This is a genomic window from Thermosynechococcus sp. OHK43, from assembly GCF_014466085.1.
Taxonomy (GTDB): Bacteria; Cyanobacteriota; Cyanobacteriia; order Thermosynechococcales; family Thermosynechococcaceae; genus Thermosynechococcus.
This window is the reverse complement of sequence record NZ_JACOMP010000217.1, coordinates 1-3,209: the sequence shown is the minus strand read 5'-3', so window position 1 is coordinate 3,209 and position 3,209 is coordinate 1. Positions and strand designations below refer to the sequence as shown.

At 54.5% G+C, this 3,209-nt stretch carries 3 protein-coding genes and 1 pseudogene; 2 read left to right on the top strand and 2 right to left on the bottom strand.

Translation table 11 applies throughout. From position 1 onward, the window contains the following. Positions 1-152 precede the first annotated feature (152 nt). Positions 153-1,895, top strand: coding sequence for a gamma-glutamyltransferase (gene ggt, locus H8Q75_RS09210; RefSeq protein ID WP_297041256.1), 1,743 nt, complete (start codon positions 153-155; stop codon positions 1,893-1,895). Between the two features lie 9 nt (positions 1,896-1,904). Next, the gene (locus H8Q75_RS09205) at positions 1,905-2,489 is read left to right on the top strand and encodes an L-threonylcarbamoyladenylate synthase (protein WP_024125138.1); all 585 of its coding nucleotides are present in this window, start codon (positions 1,905-1,907) and stop codon (positions 2,487-2,489) included. On the opposite strand, the gene H8Q75_RS09200 is transcribed toward H8Q75_RS09205, so the two are convergent. Together H8Q75_RS09200 and H8Q75_RS11990 are read right to left on the bottom strand one after the other, a co-directional pair. After that, on the bottom strand, positions 2,486-2,671 hold the full coding sequence (locus H8Q75_RS09200; protein WP_024125137.1) for a hypothetical protein: 186 nt from the start codon (positions 2,669-2,671) through the stop codon (positions 2,486-2,488). The two genes, H8Q75_RS09205 and H8Q75_RS09200, sit on opposite strands and share 4 nt — an antisense overlap. 70 nt (positions 2,672-2,741) lie before the next feature. Beyond that, positions 2,742-3,025 (bottom strand): annotated as a pseudogene (locus H8Q75_RS11990) (DUF29 domain-containing protein). Positions 3,026-3,209 lie beyond the last annotated feature (184 nt).

Here is a 3,209-nt window from a genome sequence, read left to right as displayed (position 1 = left end):
GGTCAGGGCTGCCCCCACTAAGCCATAACAGGGCACCCACCAACTGGTTTCTAATAGTGAATTTGACATGGCAAAAGTGAACCTTGACGGTTGAGGACGTTTGCAATCATGCTCTCTTCGTGTATTTTACAAGCTGGGGTTCTGCAGCAGTTTTGAGTCAATCAATCATGGGGCAAGGGTTCACTCTAGGGAAGGTTGAGCAGTGGGGGCGATCGCCCCTCCTCGTGATTGTCCTAGCCGTTACACTTTTTCCTGCTCTCCCTGCCCCCGCTCAAACGCTTAGCCAGCGGGGAATGGTTACAGCGGCTCAACCTGCCGCAGCAAAAGCAGGTAGAGACATTCTCAAAGCAGGGGGCAATGCTGTGGATGCAGCGGTGGCAACTGCATTGATGATTGCCGTTGTTGAGCCCTATGCGGCGGGGCTGGGCGGTGGTGGCTTTGCCCTTGTGTATCACGCCCAATCCCAAACCATTCGTGCCCTTGATTTTCGGGAGCGGGCACCCCTGCAAGCGACACCAACGATGTATCTCAACGAGAAGGGGGAGGTGATTCCCCGTGCCAGTTTGGATGGGGTCTTAGCCGCAGGCACCCCCGGCACCGTTGCTGGCCTAGCTGCTTTGCACCAACGCTATGGTCAACTGCCCTGGTCTCAGGTCGTCACTCCCGCCATTCAGGCCGCTCAGCAGGGATTTGCCGTTACTCCCTCTTATCGGCAGTGGGCGACAATGCGCCAAGCCGTTCTGCGGCAGGATGCTACTGCCGCGCGTATTTTCCTCAGAGATGGCCAAGTTCCCCCCTTGGGTACGGTGATTCAACAGCCAGACTTGGCAAAAACCTTGGCGACGATCGCCCGCAATCCGAGAAGCTTTTATGAGGGTTGGATTGCTAGAGCGATCGCCGACTTTACGTTGCAGCAAGGGGGCAAAATGACCCAAGAGGATTTACGAACCTATCGCCCCGTTTGGCGAGAGCCAATTTGTGGCACCTACCGTGCGTTTCAGGTCTGTTCGATGCCACCCCCCTCTTCTGGTGGCGTTACCCTTGTGCAAATGCTCAACCTCTGGCAACTGTTGCCCCCTGCTCCTATCGCCAGCGATCGCGGTCACTACCTAGCCAGCGTGATGCAAATTGCCTATGCTGATCGCGCCCGTTACCTCGGAGATAGTGACTTTGTGCCTGTGCCTGTCGCTGCCCTCACCGGTCGTCACTATGCCCAACAGCGGGTCACTGAAATTCTTCCCCGTCGTGCCCGTCCCCAAAGTGCTGTGAGCGCGGCAACCCCGATCCAACTCGCAGAGTCGGACAATACCAGTCACCTAAATGTGGTGGATGCCCAAGGGAATGCCGTCAGCTTGACATTTACAATCAATGGGCCCTTTGGGGCGGGTGTGGTTGTGCCGCAAACGGGGATTCTGTTGAACAATGAAATGGATGATTTTGCCATTGCCCCCAATCAACCCAATCTCTTTGGTGTTGTCGGTATTCAATCGGACAAGACTCCCCTAGCCAATGGTATCGAACCGGGTAAGCGTCCCCTCTCAAGCATGAGTCCAACAATTGTGCTAAAAGACAACCGCCTCAATATGGTTTTAGGCTCCCCCGGCGGCAGTCGAATTATTAGCACTGTGCTGCAACTGTTTTTGAACGTCGTTGATTTAGGGCAGGATGCCGCCACCGCCATTGCTAGTCCTCGGATTCATCAGCAGTGGACACCGGATATCCTCTTTGTCGAGCCAACCCTGCCTGATGCTTGGATACAAACGTGGCGGCAGTGGGGCTATCGGGTAGAACAAACCCGTCCGTGGGGCAACGCCAGCTTAATTCGCGTTTTGGAGCATGGACAATTAGAAGGGGCAGCCGATCCTCGAGGGGAAGGTGCTGCCATTGGCTGGTAGAGGAGGGGTATGGCACAGGTGAGTATGGCCGCCTTGGTGGCCGCAGTGCGCACAGGCAATTGGTTGATTAGTTTTCCCACAGATACAGTGCCCGCCTTGGCCAGTCGTTGCGATCGCGGGGAATTGATCTATACCGCCAAGGAACGTCAACCGGATAAGCCCTTGATCCTCATGGGCGCTAATCCTGAGCAACTCTGGCCCTTTGTGCGCGGCAGTGCTGCTGAATGGGAGCAGTGGTTGGCAATGGCGGCGCGTTATTGGCCGGGGGCAGTGACCTTCGTGCTGCCCGCTGCTGAACTGCCGCCGGGTTTGAATCCCCTAGGTACAGGCACAATTGGCTTACGAGTTCCCGACTGGCCGCCTGCCCAAGCCCTCCTCCAGCAAACAGGACCGTTGGCCACCACCAGTATTAACCGCTCAGGTCAGCCGCCACTCGTTGAATTGGGGGCGATCGCCCGCGAATTTCCCCAAGTTTTAACGCTCCACCCTTGGCAGTTACCCCCTAGCCCTGCGGAACCCTCAACCGTGGTGCAATGGCAATCGGGGCAGTGGCACATCCTGCGCCAAGGGCGAGTGCAGATTGAAACCCCCTAGTATTGGGAATCAATTTCCCCGGAGGCAACCCGTTCGAGGAGTTCCTGTAAAATTTTTTCCTCTTCCTCGGAAATTTGGCCATCGGAAAGCACCGCGTCAATAATTTGGCCATGCTCTTCGAGGGTAAGAATTTTATCTTCTAGGGCTTTTTCCACTAAAGCTTTAATTTGGGCCATGTCCATGATTGCGACTCCACGTCGTCACTGCCAGTATAGCCTCACCTTGGATCTTGGATCAGGCTGAAGTTTGTCTCTATGGGCAAGGAAATTGGCTATCTAAGAGTTTCTCCAAGGTGTAGGGGCAAGTTTCGGGGAGATCTGGGTAGTCCAAGGGAGTTTCATGAACCACTAAATCTTTGCCAGACTGAATGGGCCTTGCCTGCGGCAGATAGGGCTGAAGGCTTGGGTTTTGATGAATCAATTTCTCCAGGCTCGCCGTTGTTCGCGAATGGTTGCTCGCCAGCTTTTACGGCGTTTTTCGGGCTGATAGTTCCCCTTCAGGAGATGCCCAATCCAGACTCCTAGGCAATTCTTCAGCTCTCGAGGCTCCTACCGTGCCAAGGCTTTGATTTCCTCGACAAAGCGGGCAGTATCAAGGTAGCCCAAGTCTGCTGCCTTGAGCAGCTGCACCTATGCGAGTGTTCAGGTGGAAAAGTCAGTTTCATAGAAATTCATTTGCATAATTTTTATTGTGTTAGTCTATTTATTTTGTATTTATTTG

Coding starts and splice junctions, on each gene's coding strand:
- H8Q75_RS09200 (WP_024125137.1), bottom strand. CDS start 2,671: ATGGACATGGCCCAAATTAAAGCTTTAGTGGAAAAAGCCCTAGAAGAT.
- H8Q75_RS09205 (WP_024125138.1), top strand. CDS start 1,905: ATGGCACAGGTGAGTATGGCCGCCTTGGTGGCCGCAGTGCGCACAGGC.